Consider the following 26,956-nt stretch of genomic DNA (forward strand, 5'->3'; position numbering starts at 1 on the left):
CGATGGAGTTATGCAAGAAAAGGAAGATCCTCATTGAAAAAATATTTCATGTCACTTGGTCTTCTTACAAAGAACAATTATGGTTAGACAATCAAAGCCCATACATTAGGAAAGAGTGACATTTATTAGACAGCAATGTAAAAAAGCACTATTCCAATGAATAGCGCTTTTTTTAAGATTATAGATTTATTTTGGCTTTTACTTCGCTTCTTGATATCTTCTGCCTACTTCGTCCCAATTGACAACATTCCAAAACGCTTTTATATATTCAGGACGTTTGTTTTGATAGTTTAAATAATAAGCATGTTCCCAAACATCTAGCCCAAGAAGGGGTGTTTTGCCTTCCATTAATGGCGAGTCTTGATTAGGTGTGCTCGTTATGGCTAATTCTCCATTATCAACAACTAACCATGCCCAACCCGATCCGAAGCGACCAGTAGCTGCTTTAGCAAATTCATCCTTGAAGTCGTCAAAGCTACCAAATTTACTAGCTATCGCATCTCCTAAATCGCCTGTTGGTGTACCCCCTCCATTTGGTGAAAGAACTTCCCAGAATAAAGAATGGTTGGCATGTCCACCGCCATTATTCCTGACAGCTGTACGGATATCTTCAGGAATATCATTTATATGGGTAATTAATTCTTCTACACTTTTCGATGCGTATGCACTTTTTCCTTCAATTGCATTGTTCAAGTTAGTTACATAAGTATTATGGTGTTTCGTATGATGGATATTCATTGTTTCCTTGTCGATATGTGGTTCTAAAGCATCATAAGCATACGGTAATTTCGGTAGTTCATAAGCCATGTAAACATTCCTCCTACTAAAAAATATAATCATATGCAGACATCATTAAAATGTCTTCTTATATTTTCTATACCACTTTGCCATAGAATCAAACATAAAAATTAATTTTTTTATAGAACAACAAATAAGAAATAGATAATCATCACTACTTGAACAATTCCTTTAGTAATGATGCTACTTATGAATCCTACAAGTGACCCAAATCCAACTAAGACCGCTTCCTTAAATGGGCGACGATGTACAATTAATTCTGCGATAATTGCCCCGACTATTGGTCCAAGTAATATACCTGCCACCGGGATAACAAAAGGACCTACTAGTATTCCAATAGTGCTTCCCCATATTCCAGCTTTTGTCCCACCATATTTTTTCACACCAACCATATTAGAGATATAGTCGGCACCAAATAGTAATATTACAAATAAAATTTGAATGGACCAAAACAGTACACCAAAAGGTTCAAAGGAATAGAATAATCCATAAACAATAAAGCCAGCGGCAATAAAAAGTACACTCGGGATAATTGGATAAATCAATCCGATAAAAGCTATAACAAATAAGATGATAATGAGTGCCCAAGCTAAAATATCCATAACCGTTCCCTCCTATTCATAACAAAAACTTCTCATAGTCTCGCCATAATTAAAACATTAAAATGTTATCTTTTCCATCGAAAGATTTTAAAAAAAGAGGTAAGGAACCAACCCTTACCTCTTTATAATACTCAATCTTCGCCTAATACAGCCTCTGCAATATTAACTGCATGATCACCGATTCGTTCTAGATTACTTAAGATATCCACATATACAATCCCTGCTTGTCCAGAACATACTCCTTCACTTAAGCGAATGATATGTTGTTTACGTAATTTACGCTCCATTTTATCTATTTGATCTTCTTTTTGTACAACATGTTGTGCTGCTTCTTTATCATTATGATCTAGCGCTTCTAATGCTTCAGAAACCGTAGAGATCGTTAATTGGAACATATCATCTAAATCTTTCATAGCGGATTCCGTAATACTTACCTTATTGGCTTTCTTATAATCCATTAATTCAACGATATTTTCGAAATGGTCACCCATTCTTTCAATATCTCTAATCGTATCCATTAGAACCGTATGTTCAGCCGATTCGCTATTAGATAAAGAACTTCTAGAAAGCTGAATAAGATAATCTGTAATTTGTCTATCCAGATTGTTTATCGCACTTTCGATTTGATAAGCTTTTTCACCATGTTTAGGAGAACCATCTATTAAAAATGATCGTGTCTCATTTAATCCTTCAACAGCAAATTGACCCATTCGAAGTACCTCTTCTTTTGCTTGTCCAAGAGCAATTGATGGCGATTGCTGAATAAAAACAGCATCTAAATGTTTGGCTTTTTGCTCAATCACTGTATCTTCACCCGGAATAAGCTTCGTCACAATATAGGCCAGAACAGCCACAAATGGCAGTTGAATCAACGTGTTAGTAATATTAAATGTTCCATGAGCGAACGCAATTGTCAGCTCTGGATTCAGTCCAAGATTCGCTTGGAACATTTCAACCAATAAAGTAAAAGGATGAAGTAATATTAAAAAGATGGTAGCTCCAATTAAATTAAACGTTACGTGAACTAGCGCTGCTCGTTTAGCTGCAACTGTAGCCCCAAGTGAAGCTAATACGGCAGTTATCGTTGTACCAATATTATCTCCAAATAAAACTGGAAGAGCTGCATCTAAGTTAATTAACCCCTCAGAAAATAGGCCTTGCAATATTCCAATTGTCGCACTTGAGCTTTGCACAATTACTGTAAGCACAGTTCCCACAAGAACACCTAATACTGGAATCTCACTCATACTAACTGTCAAGTCATGAAAGCTTTGTAAGTTACTTAACGGTTTCATACCACCGCCCATTAACTCTAATCCATAAAACAATGCCCCAAAACCAAATATAATAGACCCAATGTTTTGCATACGGTTATTTTTAAAGAAGACTAAGCATAATACCCCAATCGCTAGGATTGGCAACGCATATTCACCAATATCTAGACCAATTATAAACGCTGTAAAGGTTGTCCCAATATTCGCACCCATAATTACGCCTATCGCTTGACGTAGATTCATAAATCCAGCGCTAACTAATCCTACTGTTAACACCGTCGTTGCAGAACTACTTTGAATAAGCATCGTTACTAACATTCCTGCTAGTACACCCATTAATGGATTTGTGGTGAATCTATCCAAAATATCTCTAAGACGATCTCCAGCTGACTTTTGTAGACCATCTCCCATCGTTTTAATTCCGAGAAGGAAGATACCTAATCCACCGACAAACTCAAATATCATCTTTTGAATATCTAATTCCAAGCTTTTCAACCCCTAGAAAGTATTTCAACACTAATGTAAACCCCACACTATTATTAAAGCTTTCTCTATTAATGTAAATAGTGTAACGGTTAAATTTACAAACCTTTAATATTTTTCCCTTATGTTACAATTAGATGACAAAGGATTAATTATTCAAAAAACTTATTATTCTTGTATGACGAAAGTATTGTCGTTAAAATAAGTAGAATAATGACAAGTAAGGACGTGGAAAATTTTTGAATATCTTCAAACAATTTATAAGAAGCATTTATTCTCCAAAAGACATTGCAACATTTCGTCAGCAGGGTATAGGAAAGACTATAGGTTATGTTTTTTTTCTCACTTTCCTATCCATTATCCCCACTATTTTTTTTCTCAGTACATCCGTCTTCAATGGTGTACAATCAATGGAATCAACAATAATGGATGATTTGCCTGAATTTGAGATTGCTAATGGGACATTACAAGCAAATGAAACAGCACCTATTACTGTTGAGAATGATGGTGTGACCATTATTTTTGACTCTAATAATATTGTAAAGAAAGATGAAATATTACAAACAAATGATACCATTGCCATTCTACAAGACGAATTGGTGTTCATTAGCGGAAACAATCAACAATCCTATAGCTATAGTATGCTCGGTGATATCAATATTGATAAATCAACCGTTATTGAATTAATACAAACGGCAGATTCTTGGTTAATCATTTTAATTAGTATCTTCGCTATTGTACTGTATTTATTTTCTGTAGCCATGCGCTTAATAGAAATTTCCATTATTGCCTTAATCGGTATAATGATTGTGAGAATTGTTCAGAAGACACTTCCTTATCGCTACATGTGGCGAATAGCCGCTTATAGTATCACGTTATCAACAGTATTTTTTATTATCATGGACACACTACAAACCGTTGTTCCAAATGGAGCACTTATTAACTGGTTAATATCCATCATCATTCTCATGTTAGCCATCAAAGAAATACCTCATCAGAAAAAGGAAATACCTGAACAATAATGGAATCATACTGTAGACGCCTATACCGTCTGCAGTTTTTTTATACATAATCTGTTCTAATTAGATATGTACATGCATAAGTATGATAATGATTATTCTATAATGACGGGAGCTTGTAAATATGAGAAGAATTTCAGCCTTCATCTTAATTATTATCATTGCATTTGCTGTATACGTCGATCTTTCCAAAGGAACTCTCCCTAAACATATTGCACCCGTTGTCGCAGAGGTCACAAATTTAGAAAAAGGCGAACAAGAGGTAGGCCTTACTTATTTCGAAAAAGAAGTGAATCGGGGAGATACCGTTCTATCCATTATTGAGCAGCAAAATATGAACATCGAAAATCTTCCAATTAATGTTATTGCTGAAGATTTCAGCACATTAAATAACGGAATAAAGCCTGAAGAAATTCAATACGGCAATACCTATAAATTTCCTTCATATAATAATGAAAACTAAATGCTTAGCATCTATTTCTTGTCAATTCAATCACTTCATTGATACAATAGTTGATGATAAGAGCTTACATTGAGAAGTTCAAATATATTTTTTATATATAAAGGAGCGAATCTCCATTGAGTGAAATGATACATCGTACGAAAACTCGTCCGGTAAAAGTGGGACCGCTAACCATTGGCGGAAGTAATGAATTATTTATTCAAAGTATGACTACAACGAAAACTCATGATGTAGAAGCAACCGTTGCGCAAATTAAACGATTAGAAGAAGCAGGATGCCAAGTTGTTCGCGTAGCATGTCCAGATGAAAGGGCAGCTAATGCGATTGCTGATATAAAAAAACAAATCGATATTCCACTTGTCGTTGATATCCATTTTGATTATAAGTTAGCTTTAAAAGCCATTGAAGGTGGAGCTGACAAGATTAGAATTAACCCAGGTAATATTGGAAAACGCGAAAAAGTGGAAGCTGTTGTAAAAGCTGCTAAAGCGAAAGGTATTCCTATTCGTATTGGTGTAAATGCAGGTTCATTAGAAAAACGCATTTTAGAAAAATACGGCTATCCTACAGCAGACGGAATGGTTGAAAGTGCACTTCACCATATTAAAATCCTGGAAGACCTAGACTTCCATGATATTATCGTCTCCATGAAAGCGTCAGATGTCAATTTAGCGATTGAAGCTTATGAAAAAGCAGCTCAAGCTTTTGATTATCCTCTACACTTAGGGATTACTGAATCCGGAACATTATTTGCCGGTACAGTAAAAAGTGCAGCTGGCTTAGGCGCAATTCTTCATAAAGGTATCGGAAATACGTTAAGAATTTCATTAAGTGCTGATCCAGTTGAAGAAGTAAAAGTGGCTAGAGAGCTGTTAAAAGTATACGGTTTATCATCGAATGCTGCGACACTCATTTCTTGTCCGACTTGTGGTCGTATCGAAATCGACTTAATTAGTATCGCGAATGAAGTTGAAGAATATATTTCAACAATTAAAGCACCAATTAAAGTCGCTGTTTTGGGCTGTGCCGTTAACGGCCCTGGTGAAGCAAGAGAAGCTGACATTGGCATTGCTGGAGCACGAGGTGAAGGTTTATTATTCCGCAAAGGGAAAATTGTCCGCAAAGTACCAGAAGATACAATGGTCGATGAATTAAAGATTGAAATTGATAAAATAGCTGAAGAGTACTTTGCAAAACAAAAAGAAGAAGAAGAAAACGCCAAAGAAACAGTTTAAATAAACAAAGCGCCTAGGGATACTCCTAGGCGCTTGTTGTTCATTATTTAAAAGAATGGCATAATAAAAATCCCTACTAAGAGCGATACTATACCGATACCAATCGCCCAAGTGCCAAATCCTCTAGCTCCTTTGCTATTTGCAACAATACCAAGTACGATCCCTGCAGCTCCAAGAAATATCGGCATAATGAATAGTGAAAGGATTGATAATACTAAAGCAGTAATACCTACTCCTCGGCCACCACTACGCGTTCCTTTTCTATCGTCAATATCCCTTCCCCTGTCCTCATCATAAGTTACAGGAGCAGCAATTTCGGCTGCAGTTTCTTCTGAATAATCGCTTGAGACTTCATACTGGTTCTCATCAACTCTGTCACGACGAAGCTGATCTTCATCATATTTACGCATCTGATCTGCCATCATGATCCCTCGCTTTAATGGTATCCACTTTTTCTGTGGTGGAGCATTTATTATTATTAACAAGCGTTACACTTTTACTTGTGTTAAGATTTTCTAGCAACAAAAAGGCTTTTATGGTTTATATAATGAAAAGTTTCAGCTAAAATTAGGAAGTAGAGATAAAATGAAGTGAACGGTTAAATGTTCAAGTTTTAAAGGAGAGCAATGAAATGAAAAAACGATTCGGAATTGATATCGATGGAACTGTCACGAGTCCAGCGGCAATGATTCCTTTTATGAACAAAGCATTTGGTTTACAACTTACTTTAGAAGACATAAAGCAATATGACTTGTATCCGCTTGTAGATATAGAACCTCAAGCATTCGATCAATGGTTTAAAGAAAATGAACCGGAAATTTACCGCCAGTCAACCATTGTACCTAACGCAAAAACAATATTAACACAATGGAAAGAAGAACATGAACTATTTTTTATTAGTGCACGCTCAACTCATTTGATGAGCGTAACTGAAAATTGGTTCATACAGAATGGCATTACTTTTGATCATATTGATCTTATTGGCTCTCATGATAAAGTCTCAGCAGCTAAACAATATGATATTGACATATTCTTCGAAGATAAACATGATAATGCTGTTATGATCCATGAGGCGTGTCAAATTCCCGTCATATTGTTCGATACACCCTATAACCGCTTACCGACTCCAGACGGCGTAAAACGGGTGACAAGCTGGAAGGAAGCAGCCACATGGGTTGAGAATTGGTTAAAAGTATCTGTGTAATCTTACTATCTTCACATAAAAAACCCCTCATATGAGGGGTTTTTCCAATTAACAACATTCTGGGCATTTTCCGTAAATTTCAAATTTATGCCCAGAAACATCATATCCTTTTAAGTTTTCTGCCAGAGTATTCATCGGACAAGTTTCTATTTCTTTTGTTTTTCCACAATCCAGACAGATAAAATGATGATGATGATGTTCATGAGAACAAGTAAACCGAAAATGTTTTTCACCAGATAACTCGGTCATCTCAAGAATATCTAAGTCCACAAACAACGATAAATTACGATAAATGGTATCAAAGCTCAAGCCCGGATAATCTGGTTTCATTTCCTCTAAGACTTCTCTTGCCGTTAAGTACTTATTACTATCCGCAAATAGTGCAAGCATTTCTTCTCTCTTGCCTGTATGCTTATAGCCTCGATTTTTCAACAGTTCTAATGCTCCACTCACATTCATGACTGATTCACCCTTTTTTTGCAATTATACTTTAGCTGGTCTAGATGTCTTTACTTTCTTTAAAAGTATCGTTACTAATAATATTAACACAGCAATGATCACAATGGTTCCTCCAGGAGCAAGATCTAAGTAATATGCTAAAAATAAACCGCCAAGTACTGACACTTCCCCAAAAATAACTGACAATAAAATCGTTTGCTTAAAGCCCTTTGCAATCCGCATACTCGCAGCAACCGGTAAAGTCATAAGTGCGGATACGAGGAGAATTCCAACGATACGCATAGATGAAGCGATAACGAGTGCCACCATCACAATAAAAATAAAATGAACAATTTTTACTGGAATACCAGATGCTTGCGCATGCTCCTCATCAAAAGATAATAAGAATAGTTCTTTATATAAAGAAACAATAATGGCTATAATAATCACCGAAATGATGATAATAAGCCATAGATCTTCTCTACTTACTGCACTAACGCTACCAAAAAGGTAACCAAACAGATCTGAATTGAAGCCATCAGCGAGTGAAATAAATATTACACTTAGACCGGTTCCCCCAGAAAGTATAATAGGAATGGCAAGCTCCTGATAATGCTTGTATACAGACCTTAACTTTTCTATAAACACAGATCCTGTAACGGAAAAAGCCATCCCCATATAAACAGGATTGACTCCGCTAAAACCGGTTAGTTTCTTTTCAAGTAATAAACTTGCTGCAATCCCAGCTAACGTTACATGACTAAGCGCATCTGCTATCAATGATAACCGCCTGACTACAATATACACACCAAGTAAAGGGGCAATAATACCAATAATCATACCAGTTAAAAAAGCATTTTGTAAAAACTCATATTCAAATATAGCAGCAATCATCATCTCACCCCTTCATGATGGTGGTGATGATCATGGGATAAGATATGAACGTCATGTCCATAAAACGTCGACATTTCAGCTTTATCAAGACGCTCAAATTCCTCTGTTTTCCCGTGGAAATGAAGAGTTTTATTCATACATGCAACATGTGATACCCGCTCAGAAACTGTCCCTATATCATGTGTAACCAGTAAAAGCGTAATGCCACGGTTTTTATTCAGATCTTCAAGCATATGATAAAATGATTGCACATGTTGTGCATCAACACCAACAGTCGGTTCATCTAATATAAGTAATTTAGGCTCACTAACTAACGCTCTTGCAATAAACACCCGTTGTTGCTGACCTCCAGATAACTCTCCCACATTACTCATTTCATATTCGCGTAATCCAACAGAATCTATAGCATCGATAACATGACGCCTATCTTCCTTTTTCATCCATTTAAATAGTCCCAGCTTTTTTGTTAACCCACTAGCAACAACCTCAAATACCGTTGCCGGAAAACCTGTATTAAATGAATTTGCCTTTTGCGAAACAAAGCCAATTTTTTGCCTGTCCTTAAATTGATTCATTTCTTCCCCGAAAAGAGTGATTTTCCCATTTTGTAATTTTAATAAGTTCAATATTAACTTGAGAAGTGTTGATTTTCCAGAACCATTTGGACCAACAATGGCTAAGAAGTCTCCTTCATTTACAATTAAATTTACCCGCTCTAATACATTATTCTTTTCATATCTAAAGGAAACATCCTCTATTTTAATCACTGGCTCTTGCAGTGTTTCCATCTTATTCACCTTCGTTTTAAGAATCATTACGATTTAGTACAAAGAGTAGTATACATGAAGTTCCTAACCTTGTAAAGGAGTGAAATGGGGCTTGTTTCATCAATTTTTGTAGAAAAATAGGCAAATTTTTCTGCACAGGTGCATACAGTTTAATGAGGAGTGATGCACATGAAAATCTTTGAGAACATCATTAATCACAAAGTCAATCACATTACTGCAGATGAATTATTAAAGTATGGAAAACAATTTAATATCTCAGTTAGCCGCTCAGAAGCGGAGCAAATCGCCCAATATCTTCGCGGTAAAAAGGTGAATATCTTTAATGAAAATGAACGAAAGAAACTTGTCAAAGAAATTGCCAATATTGCAGGTGTAGACACGGCAAAGTCAGTCAATCAAATATTTCTTATGTTTACCAATTCTTAAGTCGATTACAAGTGCCATTAACATCTACGATTTTAACAGACCATTAGAAGGGCAAAGAAGAAGCATAGAGGATCCCTCTCCTCCATGCTTTTTTATTGTGCTAAAATATCTTCTAAAAGATTTTCATTAAACGCTTCTTTACGCAACATATTAATTTCGAATTGATATGGCGGTTTCTTATTTTTCTTGTCCTCGCCAACATAAGGTGTTTCTAAGATTTTCGGTATTGTCGTAAGTTGTGGATGATGAACAATGTTGTTTAGTGCCTTAAAACCGATATGACCAAATCCAATATTTTCATGGCGGTCTTTCCTAGCTCCCTGAATGTTTTTACTATCATTAATATGAAGAACCTTTAATCGATCGATACCAATGATTTTATCAAATTCATTTAATACACCATCAAAGTCATTAACAATATCATATCCAGCATCATGAGTATGACAAGTATCAAAACAAACAGATAAATGTTCATTATGAGTTACACCATCAATAATTTTCGCTAGTTCTTCAAAATCTCTTCCACATTCTGACCCTTTTCCAGCCATTGTTTCAAGCGCGATTTGCACATTTTCATCCCCATTTAGTACTTCATTTAAACCTTCAATAATCCTTGCAATACCGTTTTCTGCACCTGCTCCGACATGTGCACCAGGATGCAAGACAATTTGCTTTGCCCCAAGCGCTTCTGTACGATCGATTTCAGAACGTAGAAAATTCACTCCTAATTCGAATGTAGCTGGGTTCGTTGTATTCCCTATATTAATAATATAAGGGGCATGAACAACAATATCACTTATGCCATTTTCCTTCATATGAGCTAGGCCTGCTTCTATATTTAAATCTTCTATTTTCTTTCTTCTCGTGTTTTGGGGAGCACCTGTGTAAATCATAAATGTATTCGCCCCGTAAGAAGCTGCTTCTTCACTGGCTGCTAACAACATTTTTTTTCCGCTCATCGAAACATGGGATCCGATTTTCAACATACAATATCCCTCTCTCTTATTTTCTTTTAATCCTTCTTTCTCTCTTCTTTATCTTTTCCATTTCCCATTTGCGCTTTCTTTTGTATCCTGGTTTTACTTTTTTCGGTTTTTGTACAAGTGAACTAGCTTTTTTATCAATCTCATCTGTTTGACGTTGTCTGTTTTTTCTTTTATTACGATCGTCAAGTTTTACCCAATTTCCTTTAACAAAATCAATATGAGTAAAAGTAACGCCCATCTTCTCTAATTTATTTAATGCGTCTTCATCTGTTGGATCATAAATCGTTAAGGCAATACCTGAAGTGCCTGCTCTCGCTGTTCTACCTACACGATGAATATAAAAATCTAAGTCTGTAGGTAATTCGTAGTTAATTACGTGACTAATTCCTTTAATATCAATACCCCTAGCAGCTAAATCAGTTGCTACGATATATTGGAATTCGAGATCAACGATTTGCTTCATCATTTTCTTTCGTTCTCGTGGGTTCAAATCTCCGTGAATTCTTCCGACTTTCAAGCCTTTAGCCATTAAACCATCCGCGACTTCATCTGCCTTTTTCTTCGTATTCGTAAACACGATGGCTAAATACGGGTTAAAAGACTGTAAAGCATCAAACACAAGATTTACTTTGTTGCGGTGTCTTGAAGGTAATAATTGATGTTCAATTTTAGCTGCGGTTGGTTGCTTCGGCTCTACATGAACATATTTTGGGTTTTCCATATATTTTTTCAAAAATGGTTTAAGCTTCTCTGGGATCGTAGCTGAAAACACAAGCATTTGCAATTTCTCTTGCATATGTGAAGCGATTTGGTCAACATCTTCCAAGAAGCCCATATCCAACATTAAGTCCGCCTCATCCACAACTAATAATGAAGCAGTATGGATAAGCAATGCCTGCTCTTTCACTAAATCATTAATTCTTCCCGGTGTACCAACAACTATTTGCGGTTGCGTTTTAAGCTTTTCAATTGTTCTTTGTTTATCTGTACCACCGATAAAGAGCTTAACTGCGATAGCATCTTCACTATGGCTCGTGATTTTTAAAACCTCTTGATAAATTTGGTTGGCTAGCTCTCTAGTTGGTGCAGTGATAATTGCTTGTACACCTTTTTTATTTGTTTGAAGTTTTTCAACCATTGGCAGAATATAAGCGTGTGTTTTACCTGTACCTGTCTGGGATTGACCAATGGCACTTTCCCCTTTTAAGACAGTCGGTATTAATCTTTCCTGTATATCTGTTGGTTCATAAAACCCTAACTTCTTTACTGCTTCTATAATAAAAGGTTTAAACTCATACCTTTCAAATCTTGTTTCATTCATTTTTTTAACTCCTCATTATCGTTATGAAATGATCATAAGTACTTGCACACATGATCACTTAAAATCGCAAACATTTACTCCATCATATTATTATAATAAAATTCCAGGTAAATAACCAGTTATACTTGTTATTCCTTCTTATCCTTTTATTAAAGATAAACCCATTTCTCCTTTTTGCATACAATGAAAGTAAAATCCCCTTTTGAGAGGAGGAGATGTGATGTATCCAGGAATGGGACCAAATCGAGGGCAGAGACCAGGCTTCCCACCACCACACCAAACACCACAAATGATGCAAAACTTATCAGGTAGGCCACCATTTCCACCCGGTATGACTCCATACGGACCAACACAACCAAGAAATAATGGTGGCATGAGAAATAACGGATCTTCAAGAAGTGGAGGTCTATTATCCAAAATTCTTGGTGGTAGAGGTGGTTCCGGTGCGCAGGCAGCCGTTAACACTGCTACTAATGCTGCCACAGAATCTAGAGCCGCTGGTGGAGCAGGCATTCTCCAAACGCTAACAAACCCAACAAATATCAGCGGTTTTTTAACAAATACACAAAAATTCTTAAATACTGCAGGGCAAATCGGTCCAATGGTTCAACAGTACGGTCCAATGGTTAAAAATATCCCTTCAATGTGGAAGCTTTATCGCGGTCTTAAGAATATGAGTTCAACAACGGAAGAAAAAGAAGAAGAAAATGAATCTAGCTCACCATCTCCGATAAAGGATAGTCATCCTACTATGTCAGTAACGAAAACTAAAAAAGAGACATCAGTCACTATGAAGTCTTTAGAAGACCAGCCAACTCAACAACCCCCTAAAAAAGCTGGTGGTCAGTCTGTACCGAAACTGTATGTTTAATCATGTGCTTAGCGCTCGCCATTTTGGCGAGTTTTTATTTTATTTAAGTCGCTCATTTCCTTCATTAAGTGAATTAAAAAAATTGTTATAGTCATCTCTTAAGTACCAATATGCAAAGTGTATCTATCCTATCACCTTCATTGTCTTATTTTCATTCGTCCTTACGGAACAATAGAATTGAGCTTAAATCACCGTGGATTTCTTTTATAAATTCTCCTTTTTGTGTTATTGCTTTATGTCTTATATAATAGATTAGAAGAGATGAGTAATTTCATTCATCCAATGTTTTATTTAAAATTATATAACACAAAATATATGTTTCAGATATAGGGAGGATATTCAATGAACGTCATCAAAATATCACCAAGGGGCTACTGCTATGGTGTAGTAGACGCAATGGTGATTGCTAAAAACGCATCACTCGATAAAACCTTACCGAGGCCAATTTATATCCTTGGCATGATTGTCCATAACAAACACGTGACTGATGCATTTGAAGAAGAAGGCATTATTACTTTAGATGGGAAAAACCGTGACGATATTTTAGACCAAGTCCAAAGCGGTACGGTTATCTTCACAGCACATGGTGTATCACCTAAAATTCGAGAAAGAGCTAAAGAAAAAGGGTTAGTAACTTTAGATGCTACCTGCCCGGATGTGAGTAGCACGCATGATTTAATTCGTCAGAAGAAAGACGAAAATTATCAAATTATATATATTGGTAAAAAGGGACATCCTGAACCTGAAGGAGCGGTTGGGGTTGCACCTGAGATCGTTCACTTAGTTGAAACGATTGACGATGTTCAAGCGTTAACACTAACAAATGAAAAAATTCTTGTTACAAATCAAACAACCATGAGCCAGTGGGATGTCGGCGATATCATGGAAGAAATCAAAGAGAAATATCCTCAAGCTGAATTTCATAAAGAAATTTGTCTTGCTACTCAAGTACGTCAAGAAGCGGTTGCAGAGCAAGCAGGGGCTGCAGATGTCCTTATCGTTGTTGGGGATCCGAAAAGTAATAACTCGAACAGGCTTGCTCAAGTTTCCGAAGAAATTGCTGGCACAAAAGCCTACCGTATTGGCGATATTTCCGAGCTTAATTTAGATTGGATTAAGGATGCTCAAACGGTTGCAGTAACGGCCGGTGCCTCTACACCAACACCAATTACAAAAGAAGTGATTTCTTTTATTGAACAGTATGATCCAAAAGAAGAATCAACTTGGCTTACAGAAAAGAAAGTACCATTATCTAAAATTCTTCCAAAAATAAAAAAGCCAAAAGTTGTACAAAAGTAAGCAAAAAGCCATCTCCAAATGGAGATGGCTTTTTCTATCTTCAATTATACAAATGTAAAGGGATCCGTATGTACTTTAGAAGCAATAAACTCCACCTCTAACCCTTTTTCAGCACATTTTTTCTTCATATATTCTGCAACACCTGATTTCATCACTTTTTCGACATTATGACCAGGGTCAATAATATTTAAACCAGCTTGCATCGCATCATGCGCAACATGATAATACATATCTCCCGTAACGTAAACGTCTGCACCTTTCATCTTCGCTTTTGCATAATATTTATTGCCATCTCCTCCAAGAACGGCTACTTTTTTCACAACTGATTGTAAATCTCCTACCACACGCACGCTAGGCACATCCAACACCGCCTTCACATGCTCTGCAAACTGTGCTAAGGTCATTTCCTTAATTTCACCTATTCTACCGAGTCCGAGAACTTCTCCTTGATTAGCTAATGGATAAAGATCATAGGCCACCTCTTCATATGGATGAGCCGCAAGCATTGCTTTGATAACTTTCTTCTCTAAATTAGATGGGAATATTACTTCAATTTTATTTTCTTTCACCTTTTCAAGTGTACCCGGTTGGCCAATATGAGGATTTGCTCCCTTACTTGGTAAAAATTGTCCATTCCCTTCACTTGAAAAACTACAATGACTATAATCACCTAATGCACCTGCACCAGCATTACCTAAAGCTTGCTTGACTGCTTCCTCGTTCTCTACAGGTACATAAACAGCAAGTTTCATTAAAGGTATTTCATATGTTGGTACAAGGACTTCTGTATTTTTCATCTGAAGTGCAGTTGCTAATAAATCATTTACACCACCATTAGCAACATCCAAATTCGTATGAGCTGCATAAACGGCTATATCATGCTTAATTAATTTTGTATAGATTCTTCCTGCAGGTGTATCACTGTCTAATTTCTTTAAAGGACGGAAAATCGGTGGATGGTGTGCAATAATTAAGTTAACACCTTGGTCAATTGCTTCATCAACCACTTCCTCTAACACATCAAGTGCAACCATTACTTTGCTTACTTTTTGGTTCAAGCTACCGATTTGTAACCCAATAGGATCTCCTTCCATTGCGTAGGCTTTTGGTGAAAACTGTTCAAATAATTGAATGATTTCATGTCCATTTGCTTTCTTCAAGATAATACCCCTCCAACAATAGCTATTTTCTTCTGTAAAGCAACTATTTTTTCATTATTTTCATTTGATGATTTTGCTGCTTGGATTTGACTAATTATTCTCTCCCAATTCTTTCGTTCATGTTTCCATTTTTTAATAAAAACTGCCGATTTTTCAAGTAATAAATACGGTCCTAACAAAAGACCTTCTTCTAAATCGTCGTATCCTCGATTGATATCGCCTTTCTCAGCGATTAAGATCTCATAAATTTTTTCATCTTCTTCGATTATTTCTTCATTTATTAACGCCCATCCGTTTTCACGCAGCCAAAGTCTGATAGAGATGCTACTAATATTAGGTTGGAGAATTAATCGTTTTACTCCACCTAAGCGATCTGAACCTTCTTCCAAAATGGACGCAATCAATGTTCCGCCCATACCGGCAATTGTTATTACATCTACTTCATCGTCCGTTAAAACAGAAAGTCCATTTCCTTTTCTCACGGAGATTTTGTCTTCTAATTTATCTGCTTTTACTTGTGCTAACGCTGATTGAAACGGTCCTTCCACAACCTCACCAGCAATCGCTTCTTTTGCAATCCCTTGTTTAACAGCATAACAAGGTAGGTAAGCATGATCTGAGCCAATATCGGCTATTTTCGAACCTTTTGGTATATATTGAGCAACTGTTCTTAATCGATTAGATAATTGATTTGTGTTCATTCGTTTTTCCACCACTTCTATGTATTAAGTTCTGATTATAGTATAAAAAAAGTCCCTTGCATATGCAAAGGACTTACTCGTTTATTCCAATGTCATTAACCATTCAGCCATTTCTTGCTCTTTACCAGAGACAAGTCCCCCTGGCATTGCACCTTTACCATTTGTTAATACATCAACGATTTCTTCTTCTGAAAGTCTCTCGCCAACACCCGTTAGTGCGGGTCCTACACCACCTTGATATTGGTCACCATGACAGCCAATACAAGATTGTTGATAAATTTCCTCCGGTGACGCTGCTACCTCTTCTGTTGCTTCCTCGTCCCCTTCACTTGTCAGTTCTTTGTGATCACCTAATCCTTTAAATGAAACAAGGAACATTGCGCCAATCCCAAGGATAGCAATAAGAGCGAACGGTATTAACGGATTACGATTCAATGTTTAAACCTCCCTTATGTAAGAACTTCACAATATAAGTAAGTATATACAAACAATCTCTATTTTACTGTAAAAAACGCTATTGGAAAAGCCCTAAAACGAATTTGTTATCAGCAATTCAAAATTATTTTAATAAACTGGCAAAAAAGTTTACTTCCTATCATTTATTTTTTTACCATTTTACCCCTTTTCATTCCTTAAAAATATTTTATGTATAACATGTATTGTTTAAAAGAAAAACTATCTAAAAAATAGTTTTGGGTAATTTTATACACGTAAAGTCTCTAAAGATTCACCCTCTCTAACCATTCTTAGATAGCATTTTCCTTTAATGCAAAAAATATACTCCTATTAACAACCAATCTGTCTGGCAATCACCATACGTTGTATTTCTGAAGTTCCTTCTCCAATTTCTGTTAACTTACCATCACGCATATATCTTTCTACATGATATTCTTTCATATAGCCATAACCACCATGAATTTGAACGGCCTGATCAGCGATTTCCATACAAATCTCAGATGCATATAACTTACACATTGCCGCTTCTTTGGAAAACGGTTTTCCTTGATCTTTTAACCAAGCTGCTTTATAAACCATATTTCTCGCCAATTCAATTTTCATCGCCATATCAGCTAGTTTGAATTGTATAGCTTGAAAATGAGATAACTTTCTACTAAATTGTTCACGTTCTTTAGCATACTTTAGCGCCTTCTCATATGCTGCTTGGGCAATGCCCACTGCCATGGCACCAATGCCAATTCTTCCTCCGTCAAGAGTGATTAAAAATTGCTTAAATCCATCACCCTTTTTACCGAGCAAGTGCTCAGTCGGTACGCGCACGTCTTCTAATATCAATTCAGTCGTATTAGATGCATTAAGTCCCATCTTCTCATAATTATCCAATACAGTGAACCCGTTGGCATCGGTAGGAACAATAATCGCACTAATTTCTTTATCCGTACCATTCATACTAGTGATAGCTGTTAAGGCTAAATGTTTTGCATAACTCGCATTCGTGATATAGCACTTATTCCCATTGATGATATATTCCCCGTTCTCTTCTACTGCTGTTGTTCTTGTCCCACCAGCATCGGAGCCAGCATTCGGTTCAGTTAAACCAAATGCACCAAGACTCTCACCGGTACAAATAGGTGTTAAATACTTATGTTTTTGTTCTTCGGTACCAAATAATGACAGAGGTGCGCCACCCAAAGATATGTGGGCCGAATACGTTATACCTGTTGAGGCGCATGCTTTACTTAATTCTTCAGTTACGATTGCAAAACTAATTGTATCGGCTCCACCACCGCCATATTCTTCCGAAAAGGGTAAGCCCATCATACCCAGGTCTGATAATTTCTTGAACACTTCCAATGGAAATTCTTTCGTTCGGTCTCTTTCCAATGCACCAGGTTCCACTTCTTCCATTGCAAACTCTTTAATCGTTTTAAAAATCATCTTTTGTTCAGATGTAAGGTCAAAATTCATATAAATCCTCCTTCTTATGACTTTTGAATACGCTTTCAATTCCTATTATATAATCACCTCTCTAATATTCTCAAGATTTAAAAAATTTAAAATTGTACATAGTTATGTTTCAATAATGATTTAAACATTAGAACTAAATAAAATCGCTTTATGACTCTCATGTTTTGTTTCTCAATATAGTAATAATTATCTAAATAATAAATAATTTAAGAATTTTTTACAAAAAGTAATTTGCAATATAATTAACTATTCAGTAAAATAAATTGTAAATATAAGTATGGATATTACCGTACATTTGTTTATTTATTAATATATGGTATCATATACAAATAAAGGAATTATCCACACCACTAGAAGTGAATATTGCACTAAAAAAAGATAGCTTACCCATTTAGAGTAAACTATCATGAATTGAATTCTATTCTAAAAAGTCTTTCAGTCTTTTACTTCTGCTAGGATGTCTTAATTTTCGAAGGGCTTTCGCTTCAATTTGACGAATCCTTTCTCTCGTGACGCCAAAGACCTTTCCAACCTCTTCTAGCGTCCTTGTTCTTCCATCATCTAGTCCAAAGCGAAGACGAAGTACATTTTCTTCACGGTCTGTTAAAGTGTCGAGTACATCTTCTAACTGCTCTTTTAACAGCTCGTAGGCAGCATGCTCAGATGGAGAAGTAGCGTCTTGGTCTTCTATGAAATCTCCAAGATGAGAATCATCCTCTTCACCAATCGGTGTTTCTAATGAGACTGGCTCTTGAGCAATTTTTAAAATTTCTCGTACTTTATCTGGTGTTAGATCCATGTCTTCAGCAATTTCTTCTGGAGAAGGTTCACGGCCCAAGTCTTGTAGCAATTGGCGCTGAACACGAATTAACTTATTAATTGTTTCAACCATGTGAACCGGAATTCGAATGGTTCTTGCTTGGTCAGCTATTGCTCTTGTAATTGCTTGACGTATCCACCATGTTGCATAAGTACTAAATTTAAAACCTTTACGATAGTCAAATTTCTCTACTGCTTTTATAAGACCCATATTCCCTTCCTGGATCAAATCTAAAAACAGCATGCCACGACCGACATATCGCTTGGCAATACTTACAACGAGACGTAGGTTAGCCTCCGCTAAACGACGCTTCGCTTCTTCGTCGCCTTGCTCAATTTTATTTGCAAGTGAAATCTCTTCTTCTGCTGTTAGTAGGTCGACACGACCAATTTCCTTTAAATACATTCTTACAGGGTCGTTAATTTTTACTCCAGGAGGTACGCTTAAATCATTTAAATCAAATTCCTCTTCATTTTTTGCTAATTCTTGCGCATTGGGATCTGCATCGTCATCATTATCACCAACTAGTTCCACACCTTGATCACCAAGGAATTCATAGAACTCATCCATTTGATGAGAATCCAACTCATAATGAGACAATCTTTCTGCTATATCATCATAGGCGAGAACACCTGTCTTCTTTCCTGTTTCTAAAATCTGCTCTTTTGCTTGTTCTAGGGTCAATTCTGTTTCAACCTCTTTCGAACGGGCCGATTTTTCAGCCATTTGTCCCCCTCCTTCCAAAAAATCACAAACCTCTGGGACAGCATAACACTTAAATGGTTATTATGGTAATCATTTGCTTTTGCTTATGCAGTCTATAATATAATTAACACGATGAGAGATTATCACTTTTCTAATGATTTTCTTAATTGTAGAATCTCCATCGCAATTAATGCCGCTTTGGCATAGTCCTTTTGACGTTCTGCTTCTTTTTCATCATGAATTTTTTCTTTTATTTTAATCATCTTTTGATGATTTAACACATGCTTAATATAATCAGATAATTCCTTTTCAGTAAAATCTTCATTGACAGGCATCATCACAATATCTGCTACAATATGCCGCAACTCTTTGTCTTTTATAAATTGCATAAAGTTACTTGTATCAGGCACATGACCACTTTCATAATATGCAAGAAGATAAGTATAAATCGCTTGGTGCTCATCCACATTAAATTCATTGCCACTTAACATTTCCTGAACCTTCAATGTAATATCGTGATTATTCATCATATGAGCCAACAACATACGCTCAGCATTTTGAAAAGCTGGCCGTAATACATTATTTGACTTTTGTTGTAATAAAAACGGTTCTTGTGGTAATGACTGTGGCTGATTTTTTGTATTTTTTTGCATTGAATAAAATATTTGTTTTTGTTGCTGTTGTAGGGCATCTAATGAAAGCGAAAATTCGCTAGCCATTTGTCTTAAATAATGATCTCTTTCTACTGCTTTCGTTAGACGACTGATTTCTGTTAGTACTTCTTCTATATAACGAAGCCGTTCTCCTTCATCATTCAACCTTTTTCCTAGTCTTAAATATCTCATTTTAAAGGACATATAAGTAAGACTAGCCTCAATAACCTCATTTTTAAACTTTTCTGCGCCATATTCCTTTATATAATCATCAGGGTCAAGCTCTTCCGGAAGCCAAGCAATTCGCACATTACAACCGACTGATTGAAGCATATCTAAGGCACGATTGGCTGCTTGAATTCCTGCTGTATCCCCATCATAGCAGATCGTCACATGGTCAGTACTTTTTCGAATTAATTGTACATGTTCATCTGTAAGCGAAGTACCCATCGTAGCAATTCCATTAATGACGCCAGCCGCATCAGCAGCAATGACATCAGCAAATCCTTCAAAGAGAACAGCTCTTTGCTCTTTTTTAATGTGCTTCTTTGCTCGATTAAAATTAAAGACCGTTTTGCTCTTATTGAAAATGGCCGTTTCAGGACTATTTAAATATTTTGGGTCTTCTTCCCCCAATGATCTTCCTGAAAAAGCAATAATATTCCCTTTTTCATTATGGATAGGAAACATGATACGATGGCGAAATCGATCAAAAAAGTTACCATCTCTCTCTCTTTTGATTAATAAACCTGCTCTTTCCATGAGATCCAAGGGAAATTTTCTTTTCTGCAAAAATTTACAGACAAAGTCCCATGAATTTAGTGAATAGCCAATTTTATACTTCTCAATTGACTCCATTGTAAATCCACGTTTTAAAAGGTATTCTAACGCTTCTTGACCATCCTTTGTGTTTACTAGTAAATGATGGTAGAATTTACATAATAATTCATGCGCATCATACATTTGTTGCAATTCAGGTGACTGTTTCACGTTTTTGTCATGTGAAGAAACGTCAATATCAAGAGGGATATTTGCTTTCTCTGCTAAGTTGACAACAGCTTCTTGAAAAGAAAAACCTTCTAAATCCATTAAGAATGAAAAAGCGTTTCCTCCTGCATGACAACCAAAGCAATGATAAATTTGCTTATCAGGAGATACGGAAAATGATGGTGTATTCTCTCCATGAAAAGGGCAAAGTCCAAAATAATTTCGGCCTTGCTTCGTTAAATTCACATAATCTCCAATAACATCAACAATATCAACTGAATTTCGAATTTGATCAATCTTTTCTTCAGGAATACGTTCTGCCATAACGACAACTCCCCACTACATAAAGAAGTATTCTAGAAAAAAAGCTAAAATCCTTCAATTTTCGACAATATTTTTGTCAGTTCTTTCTTAAATCGCTGTCGGTCTTCTTCCTTGAACGGTTTAGGTCCTTTTCCATAAACACCTTGACGCCGTGCTTTCGCCGATAGGTATCGCATATCTAATGCTGTATGAATATGACCTTCCTCATATACATTACCCCTTGGCGATAAAACATGAACACCATTTAACAGGAGTGTAGAAGCAAGACCTATATCCTGGGTAATTACCACATCTCCTCGTTTGGAGTAATTTTGGATATATAAGTCGACAGCTTCTTTACTGGAATCCACGAATGTCCACTCATCTGAGCGATACTCTGTTTTCATATGTGCATAGGATGCAATGAACTTGTAAGCAACCGAATGAATATTGGCCAATTCGACAATTTCCTGCTTAACCGGACAGGCATCCGCATCCACTAAGATGGTTGGTTCGTCTGATGTTCTTATAATTCTACATCACTCCAGTATTTCCTCCTTATAAAGAAATTTCTTTATAATGGAAGGATTGTCGAATTTTTTTTATATAATTCCCTTGACTTCTCCCAATAAATAGTTTATTCGTTAAAAGTCAAGTCTAAACCTATTTTATCATTTTTTATCACGATTTTTTATTATAATATATAAAATAGATAATTTCCAGACATATGTTTTATATAGAATGTTTCTACTAGCGCTAGCCTATTTATGCAGCAAAATGGCAATGGCATACATTTTAATCTGGAATGTACAAAGAAAAGGCACATAATCAATTACATTATGTGCTAATCCTTTAAAAGATTTTTACGATAATGATCCAGTACAAGATTTGCTGTTTCTTCAACCGCTTTGTTTGTTACATCAATCACTGAACAACCTATCTGATTTACAATGCGATCAAAATATGAAATCTCATCTTTAATTCTTTCTATATTTGCATAACTTGCGCTATCACTAAGTCCTAAAGAAATAAGCCTTTCTCTTCTAATATGATTTAATTTTTCCGGGCTAATCTTCAAACCAAAACACTTCTCTTTTGGTACGAGGAATAACTCTTCAGGAGGGTCGACTTCTGGTACAAGCGGCACATTCGCCACTTTTAACCTTTTATGAGCTAAATATTGTGATAATGGTGTTTTCGATGTCCGAGAGACCCCTATTAAAACGATATCAGCCTTTAAAATCCCCCTAGGATCTCTACCATCATCATATTTAACGGCAAATTCAATTGCTTCTATCTTCTTGAAGTAATCATCATCTAATTTCCTCACTACACCCGGTTCATACAATGGTTCATTTCCATAATTATTTTGAATTTGATCCATTATCGGCCCGATAATATCGTAGGCGAAGATATTTTCTTTTTTAGCTGTTTCAAGCATATAATTACGTATATGTGGCTTCACTAACGTATATGCTATGAATCCTTTGTCGAGTTTAGCTAAAGCGACCACTTCATCGATATGAGCTTGTTCCTCGACGTATGGAAAACGTTTAATTCTTACATCCCCATTATTGAACTGACTTGCAGCCGCCTTTATGACAAGCTCAGCCGTTTCACCAACAGAATCAGAAACTACATAAATAATTGGCATATTACCCATACTAGCATAATCAACTCCTTATTTGAGCTTTACTTATTCACCCGCTAGTGCAACAAATGCTTTTGTTAAATTAGTTTTTGTTATTCTTCCAATAACCTCAAAGCCTTTATCAGCTTCCTTCACAACGGGCATACCATCAATTTGCTTATCAATGAGTTGTTGCGCTACATCAATAAGTAAGTCTTCTTTCTTACACATTGTGATATTTGGCATCCTCGTCATAATGATATTTACTGGTAGTGCGCCGAGCTCTTGCTTTCCGATACTGGCTCTTAACAAATCTTTTCTAGATAATACACCTACAAGTAAAGAGTCCTTGTCAACTACAAATAATGTGCCAACATCCTCTAAAAACATTGTGACAATGGCATCATAAACTGAAGTATTTTCACTAATAACAACTGGAATTGATTGATAATCCTTCACAAATAACTTTTTCATATTCTCAGTTAAAAGTTGAGCACCCGTTTTTCCTGTATAGAAATATCCTACTCTTGGTCTTGCGTCTAAATAGCCAGCCATTGTTAAAATAGCTAAATCCGGACGAAGCGTAGCTCTTGTTAAATGTAATTGATCAGCGATATGTTCCCCTGTAATTGGACCATTATCTTTCACTATTTCTAATATTTTTTCCTGCCGTTTATTGAGTTCCATTGATCTCACCACCTTGAGTTGGAGCGTCTTCTAAGTAAACCTATGCATATGTAGACGTTTCCCCAAATAAGCAAATTATGAACGAGCAATAAGGTTATACTTTTATATAATTATTATATACTATTTCTCAGAAATGAAAAGAATTTGCTTGTTGAAGTAAATGAGAAAGGGTGGAAAGAACCATATGGCAGCATTTAACGGTTCTTTCCATTTAAATCATTTCACAAGTATATGATTCATTTGTGCAAACGATTGTATCATCGTTGCTAAATGGGCCATAAAGCTTAAACGATTCGCTTTCACTTTTGGATCTTCAGCCATTACCATTGTATGTTCAAAATACATATCAATTTCTGGTTTTAATGATATAAGATAGTTAAAATAAACCTCTGCATTCGTTGTTTCATCAAGGTTATTTCTTACTTCAATGTATTTATTATATAGCTTATGCTCATCTTCATTCTCAAATAGCTCTATTTGAACATCTTCCATACTTTCTGCTTTTTGAGCGATATTCAAGACCCTACTTAATGCTTCTATTTCACCCTTGAAACTGTCATTATCCTTGTTTGAATGAAGAACTTTCGCCCTTTCAATAATCGCTGGGACCGATGTTAATGCACTGCCTAACACAGCATCAATTAAATCATAGCGAATGGCTTTTTCTTGTAATATATACTTTATTCTTAAGCGGAAAAAGGCTATTAACTCTTCTTTTATTTTCTCATTCTTTTGCTTATTAATGCCAGCATTTTCTGTAAGGTGGATAGCTTGATTAATTAACTCCTCAAACGAAATCTCCCAATTCATATTCAACAATGTTTGAACGATTCCAGTCGCTTGTCTTCTTAGCGCATACGGGTCTTGTGAACCACTTGGAATAATCCCGATTGCAAAACAAGAAACAATCGTATCTAATTTTTCTGCAATAGATAAAATCGCTCCAGGGACAGATTTTGCAGTAGAATCATGTGCGTTTCTTGGCATATAATGTTCATTAATAGCCTGAGCTACTACAGCATCTTCTCCTTTTTGCAAGGCATATTTCTCACCCATGAACCCTTGAAGTTCTGGAAATTCATAAACCATTTGTGTCACAAGGTCAAACTTACAAATTTCTGCAGCCCTGTCTGCTACTTTTTTATCCTCTGATGAAAGTGATAATAATTGAGCGATATGATTCGTTAATGCTCGTACACGTCCTACTTTCTCAGACATCGTTCCAATTTCTTCATGATAAACGATTTTTTCTAATTTTTTCAAAGAAGTTTCAATGGATGTTTTTTGGTCTTCATTATAGAAAAATGCTGCATCTGATAATCTTGCTCGTAGCACTTTTTCATTTCCTCGAGCGACATTATCCAAATGTTCGTGGCCACCATTTCTCACTGTTATAAATTGAGGCAATAAGTCTCCACTTTTCGATTTAACAGGAAAATAACGCTGATGTTCTTTCATCGAAGTCACAAGCACTTCCTCTGGTAATGATAAATACTCCTCTTCAAAACTGCCGAATAAAGCAGTAGGATACTCTACTAAGTTATTTACTTCTTCAAGTAAGTCTTCATCAATTGGGACGAGCCAATTTTGTTCTTCTTCTAATTTATCGATTTGCTTACGAATGGCTTCTTTTCTTTCCACAGCATCTACAATCACATATTCTGCAAGCAGAGCTTTTTCGTATGATTTAGGATTCGTAATAATAACATCTTTTCCTAAAAAACGATGCCCTCTAGATGTATTACCTGTTTGTACATCTGTTATTTCAAAAGGAACCACCTTTTCACCGAACATTGCCACTAACCATTTAATTGGTCTAATGAAGCGCATTTCTTTGTCTGCCCATTTCATATTCTTTGGGAAATGCATAGAAAGAATGAGCTCTTTTAATTCAGGAAGTAATTTCAGCGTTTCTTGTCCTTTAGTAAAGGTTTTAACATGTGCATATTCCACACCTTTAATTTCTTTAAAGAAAATATCATCAGGCGTCGCTCCTTGACCTCTACTAAAGCCAATCGCTGCTTTTGTCCACTCACCTTGGTCATTCAGTGCAATTTTTTTTGCCGGGCCTTTTGCTTCTTCATGGACATCTTCCTGTGCTTCCTCAACATCTTCTACAAGTACAGCTAATCTTCTAGGCGTAGAGTATGCTTTCATCCCTGCAAATTGAATACCTTTTTCTACTAACCAAGCCTTTACTTTATCCGATAATTGGTTCATGCTATCTGTTACAAAACGGGCTGGCATTTCTTCTAAGCCAATTTCTAATAGGAGATCTTGTTTACTCATGGTCTTCCCCCTCCTTTTCTTGTATCATCGGAAATCCTAATTTCTCACGTTCTTCATAAAAGGTTTTAGCAATTTTTCGAGCAAGTGTACGACATCGACCAATATAGCCCGTTCTCTCAGTGACAGAAATCGCTCCTCTTGCATCTAATAAGTTGAATGTGTGCGAACACTTAAGAACATAATCATATGCAGGATGAACGAGTCCAACCTCCATTTGGCGATGAGCTTCTTTTTCATAAATATTAAAGAGATTAAATAACATATCTACATCTGAAGTTTCGAATGTATACTTTGAATGCTCATATTCGGGTTGCCCAAAAATATCTCTGACAGTAAAACCTTCTGTCCATTCTAATTCAAATACATTTTCCTTATCTTGAATATAAGAGGCAAGCCTTTCAATACCATATGTAATCTCAACAGAAACAGGCTTACACTCTAATCCTCCGACTTGTTGGAAGTAAGTAAATTGCGTAATTTCCATACCATCAAGCCATACTTCCCAACCGAGTCCAGCACAGCCTAAAGACGGGTTTTCCCAATTATCTTCAACAAAGCGGATATCATGCTTTAACGGATCAATACCTAATGCTTCTAAAGAAGCTAAATAAAGCTCTTGGATATTATCTGGTGAAGGCTTCATTATTACTTGGAATTGATGATGCTGATAGAGACGGTTTGGATTTTCACCATATCTGCCGTCTGCTGGTCTTCTAGAAGGCTCTACATAAGCAACGTTCCACGGTTCAGGTCCAATCGCTCTTAAAAATGTATACGGGCTCATTGTACCCGCACCTTTTTCAGTATCATAAGCTTGCATCAAGATACATCCTTGATCTGACCAATGCTTTTGCAACGTTAAAATCATATTTTGAATATTCATAAGCCACCTCTTTCTTTCCTTTTCAGTCACCAAAGACCGGTATCTACATTAGATAAACACTTGCTTTTCGACAAGTATTTTTTCTTTTAAAAGCATAAAAAACTCTCGTCT

Annotated in this window: 27 protein-coding genes; 7 read left to right on the forward strand and 20 right to left on the reverse strand. The window is 36.1% G+C overall.

Translation table 11 applies throughout. From position 1 onward, the window contains the following. Positions 1–198: 198 nt before the first annotated feature. The 3 genes from MKX78_RS16230 to MKX78_RS16240 all read right to left on the reverse strand — a co-directional run bounded on the left by MKX78_RS16230 (position 199) and on the right by MKX78_RS16240 (position 3,160). Entirely contained in the window at positions 199–807 is a 609-nt protein-coding gene (locus MKX78_RS16230; RefSeq protein WP_095372555.1) for a superoxide dismutase, read from the reverse strand. A gap of 110 nt (positions 808–917) precedes the next feature. Beyond that, on the reverse strand, positions 918–1,400 hold the full coding sequence (locus MKX78_RS16235; protein WP_095372554.1) for a DUF456 domain-containing protein: 483 nt from the start codon (positions 1,398–1,400) through the stop codon (positions 918–920). Positions 1,401–1,531: 131 nt separating this feature from the next. Then, positions 1,532–3,160: a Na/Pi cotransporter family protein gene (locus MKX78_RS16240; protein WP_180316948.1), complete on the reverse strand. Its 1,629-nt coding sequence runs from the start codon at positions 3,158–3,160 to the stop codon at positions 1,532–1,534. A 236-nt stretch (positions 3,161–3,396) separates the two neighbouring features. Here MKX78_RS16240 and MKX78_RS16245 point away from each other — a divergent pair, with 236 nt between their 5' ends. The 3 genes from MKX78_RS16245 (at position 3,397) to ispG (ending at position 5,874) form a co-directional block, all read left to right on the forward strand. Next, on the forward strand, positions 3,397–4,179 hold the full coding sequence (locus tag MKX78_RS16245) for a DUF1189 domain-containing protein (RefSeq protein ID WP_307312886.1): 783 nt from the start codon (positions 3,397–3,399) through the stop codon (positions 4,177–4,179). A 121-nt stretch (positions 4,180–4,300) separates the two neighbouring features. Next, complete coding sequence (locus tag MKX78_RS16250; protein ID WP_095372552.1) at positions 4,301–4,639, forward strand: hypothetical protein; 339 nt, start codon at positions 4,301–4,303, stop codon at positions 4,637–4,639. Positions 4,640–4,764: 125 nt separating this feature from the next. Further along, on the forward strand, positions 4,765–5,874 hold the full coding sequence (gene ispG / locus MKX78_RS16255) for a flavodoxin-dependent (E)-4-hydroxy-3-methylbut-2-enyl-diphosphate synthase (protein WP_180317072.1): 1,110 nt from the start codon (positions 4,765–4,767) through the stop codon (positions 5,872–5,874). A gap of 47 nt (positions 5,875–5,921) precedes the next feature. On the opposite strand, the gene MKX78_RS16260 is transcribed toward ispG, so the two are convergent. After that, complete coding sequence (locus MKX78_RS16260; RefSeq protein WP_095372550.1) at positions 5,922–6,296, reverse strand: DUF4190 domain-containing protein; 375 nt, start codon at positions 6,294–6,296, stop codon at positions 5,922–5,924. 209 nt (positions 6,297–6,505) lie between these two features. On the opposite strand from MKX78_RS16260, the gene MKX78_RS16265 reads away from it, so the two are divergent. Next, on the forward strand, positions 6,506–7,078 hold the full coding sequence (locus MKX78_RS16265) for a 5' nucleotidase, NT5C type (protein ID WP_095372549.1): 573 nt from the start codon (positions 6,506–6,508) through the stop codon (positions 7,076–7,078). Between the two features lie 48 nt (positions 7,079–7,126). Here MKX78_RS16265 and MKX78_RS16270 read toward each other — a convergent pair whose 3' ends face one another. Genes MKX78_RS16270 through MKX78_RS16280 form a run of 3 tightly spaced genes read right to left on the reverse strand, consistent with a single transcriptional unit; the run spans position 7,127 to position 9,198 of the window. Then, on the reverse strand, positions 7,127–7,537 hold the full coding sequence (locus MKX78_RS16270) for a Fur family transcriptional regulator (protein WP_095372548.1): 411 nt from the start codon (positions 7,535–7,537) through the stop codon (positions 7,127–7,129). A 24-nt stretch (positions 7,538–7,561) separates the two neighbouring features. Next, positions 7,562–8,410 (reverse strand): metal ABC transporter permease, encoded by an 849-nt coding sequence (locus MKX78_RS16275; RefSeq protein ID WP_095372547.1) that lies wholly within the window; start codon positions 8,408–8,410, stop codon positions 7,562–7,564. After that, positions 8,410–9,198: a metal ABC transporter ATP-binding protein gene (locus MKX78_RS16280; protein WP_307312882.1), complete on the reverse strand. Its 789-nt coding sequence runs from the start codon at positions 9,196–9,198 to the stop codon at positions 8,410–8,412. The genes MKX78_RS16275 and MKX78_RS16280 overlap by 1 nt, the downstream gene beginning before the upstream one ends. Before the next feature lie 168 nt (positions 9,199–9,366). On the opposite strand from MKX78_RS16280, the gene MKX78_RS16285 reads away from it, so the two are divergent. Next, positions 9,367–9,624 carry a DUF2624 domain-containing protein gene (locus MKX78_RS16285; protein WP_095372545.1) on the forward strand — a complete coding sequence of 86 codons (258 nt, stop codon included), beginning with the start codon at positions 9,367–9,369 and terminating at the stop codon, positions 9,622–9,624. A 92-nt stretch (positions 9,625–9,716) separates the two neighbouring features. Here MKX78_RS16285 and MKX78_RS16290 read toward each other — a convergent pair whose 3' ends face one another. Next, positions 9,717–10,610 carry a deoxyribonuclease IV gene (locus MKX78_RS16290; RefSeq protein WP_251163394.1) on the reverse strand — a complete coding sequence of 298 codons (894 nt, stop codon included), beginning with the start codon at positions 10,608–10,610 and terminating at the stop codon, positions 9,717–9,719. 16 nt (positions 10,611–10,626) lie between these two features. Then, the gene (locus MKX78_RS16295; protein ID WP_095372543.1) at positions 10,627–11,931 is read right to left on the reverse strand and encodes a DEAD/DEAH box helicase; all 1,305 of its coding nucleotides are present in this window, start codon (positions 11,929–11,931) and stop codon (positions 10,627–10,629) included. 220 nt (positions 11,932–12,151) lie between these two features. Between MKX78_RS16295 and vrrA the strand changes: the two genes are divergently transcribed. Both vrrA and MKX78_RS16305 read left to right on the forward strand, forming a co-directional pair. Beyond that, entirely contained in the window at positions 12,152–12,802 is a 651-nt protein-coding gene (vrrA, locus tag MKX78_RS16300; RefSeq protein ID WP_307312878.1) for a VrrA/YqfQ family protein, read from the forward strand. Positions 12,803–13,144: 342 nt separating this feature from the next. Further along, positions 13,145–14,101, forward strand: a complete 957-nt coding sequence (locus MKX78_RS16305) for a 4-hydroxy-3-methylbut-2-enyl diphosphate reductase (protein WP_095372542.1) — start codon at positions 13,145–13,147, stop codon at positions 14,099–14,101. 44 nt (positions 14,102–14,145) lie between these two features. On the opposite strand, the gene MKX78_RS16310 is transcribed toward MKX78_RS16305, so the two are convergent. The 11 genes from MKX78_RS16310 to glyQ form a co-directional block, all read right to left on the reverse strand. After that, positions 14,146–15,261, reverse strand: coding sequence for a Nif3-like dinuclear metal center hexameric protein (locus tag MKX78_RS16310; protein WP_095372541.1), 1,116 nt, complete (start codon positions 15,259–15,261; stop codon positions 14,146–14,148). Continuing rightward, positions 15,258–15,962, reverse strand: coding sequence for a tRNA (adenine(22)-N(1))-methyltransferase (locus tag MKX78_RS16315; protein WP_307312877.1), 705 nt, complete (start codon positions 15,960–15,962; stop codon positions 15,258–15,260). Before MKX78_RS16315 ends, MKX78_RS16310 begins: the two co-directional genes overlap by 4 nt. A gap of 81 nt (positions 15,963–16,043) precedes the next feature. Beyond that, positions 16,044–16,397: a cytochrome c550 gene (gene cccA, locus MKX78_RS16320; RefSeq protein ID WP_095372539.1), complete on the reverse strand. Its 354-nt coding sequence runs from the start codon at positions 16,395–16,397 to the stop codon at positions 16,044–16,046. Between the two features lie 351 nt (positions 16,398–16,748). Continuing rightward, positions 16,749–17,888 carry an acyl-CoA dehydrogenase family protein gene (locus tag MKX78_RS16325; RefSeq protein WP_095372538.1) on the reverse strand — a complete coding sequence of 380 codons (1,140 nt, stop codon included), beginning with the start codon at positions 17,886–17,888 and terminating at the stop codon, positions 16,749–16,751. A gap of 418 nt (positions 17,889–18,306) precedes the next feature. Beyond that, positions 18,307–19,434, reverse strand: coding sequence for an RNA polymerase sigma factor RpoD (gene rpoD, locus MKX78_RS16330; RefSeq protein WP_095372537.1), 1,128 nt, complete (start codon positions 19,432–19,434; stop codon positions 18,307–18,309). A gap of 122 nt (positions 19,435–19,556) precedes the next feature. Continuing rightward, on the reverse strand, positions 19,557–21,377 hold the full coding sequence (gene dnaG, locus MKX78_RS16335) for a DNA primase (protein ID WP_307312872.1): 1,821 nt from the start codon (positions 21,375–21,377) through the stop codon (positions 19,557–19,559). A gap of 44 nt (positions 21,378–21,421) precedes the next feature. After that, the gene (locus MKX78_RS16340) at positions 21,422–21,856 is read right to left on the reverse strand and encodes a YaiI/YqxD family protein (protein ID WP_095372535.1); all 435 of its coding nucleotides are present in this window, start codon (positions 21,854–21,856) and stop codon (positions 21,422–21,424) included. 344 nt (positions 21,857–22,200) lie between these two features. After that, positions 22,201–23,019 carry a pyruvate, water dikinase regulatory protein gene (locus MKX78_RS16345; protein WP_095372534.1) on the reverse strand — a complete coding sequence of 273 codons (819 nt, stop codon included), beginning with the start codon at positions 23,017–23,019 and terminating at the stop codon, positions 22,201–22,203. Positions 23,020–23,052: 33 nt separating this feature from the next. After that, positions 23,053–23,673, reverse strand: a complete 621-nt coding sequence (locus MKX78_RS16350; protein WP_225230375.1) for a helix-turn-helix transcriptional regulator — start codon at positions 23,671–23,673, stop codon at positions 23,053–23,055. Between the two features lie 216 nt (positions 23,674–23,889). Continuing rightward, a complete protein-coding gene (gene glyS, locus MKX78_RS16355) occupies positions 23,890–25,962 on the reverse strand; it encodes a glycine--tRNA ligase subunit beta (RefSeq protein WP_307312869.1) in 2,073 nt (690 codons plus the stop codon). Continuing rightward, entirely contained in the window at positions 25,955–26,845 is an 891-nt protein-coding gene (gene glyQ / locus MKX78_RS16360; RefSeq protein ID WP_095372531.1) for a glycine--tRNA ligase subunit alpha, read from the reverse strand. Before glyQ ends, glyS begins: the two co-directional genes overlap by 8 nt. Positions 26,846–26,956 lie beyond the last annotated feature (111 nt).

This window comes from Cytobacillus sp. FSL R5-0569 (genome assembly GCF_038007265.1).
Taxonomy (GTDB): Bacteria; Bacillota; Bacilli; order Bacillales; family Cytobacillaceae; genus Cytobacillus; species Cytobacillus kochii.